Origin of the sequence: Vibrio sp. 10N.222.55.C6, assembly GCF_041473395.1 — a bacterium.
In the GTDB taxonomy this organism is placed as follows: domain Bacteria; phylum Pseudomonadota; class Gammaproteobacteria; order Enterobacterales; family Vibrionaceae; genus Vibrio; species Vibrio crassostreae_C.
The window spans coordinates 1-299 of record NZ_JBFRSD010000214.1 but is presented as its reverse complement, the minus strand read 5'-3'; the positions used below and the strand labels follow the sequence as shown (position 1 = coordinate 299).

The following is a 299-nucleotide window of genomic DNA, read 5'->3' as shown; positions in this document are numbered from 1 at the left end:
AAACTCAAATCCAGACGCTGCACCCATACCTGGTACTGCTGGAGGTCCCATTGCAAACACGATAGCTTGAGGTAATTCAGTGGCTGCTCGGCCATTAATACGTTGCGAAATTGCTTGCGCAGAATGTTGACCATCCAGTGCGTTACGCATCTCCCAATCGTGGAGCTTGATGAACATCGACGCACCATTCGAAGCAGAAGCGCCTGTCATGAATGCATAGCCGTTAACCAGTGTTACACCGTCAACGCCAGGCTCTTGTTCAACCATCTCTAGCAACTGCTTCGTCACATCCTCGGTAC

General features: G+C 50.5%; 1 protein-coding gene. It reads right to left on the bottom strand.

Going from position 1 to position 299, the window contains the following annotated elements:
* The coding region (locus AB4486_RS23305; RefSeq protein WP_372118911.1) for an efflux RND transporter permease subunit at positions 1-299 on the bottom strand (299 nt) is incomplete at both ends.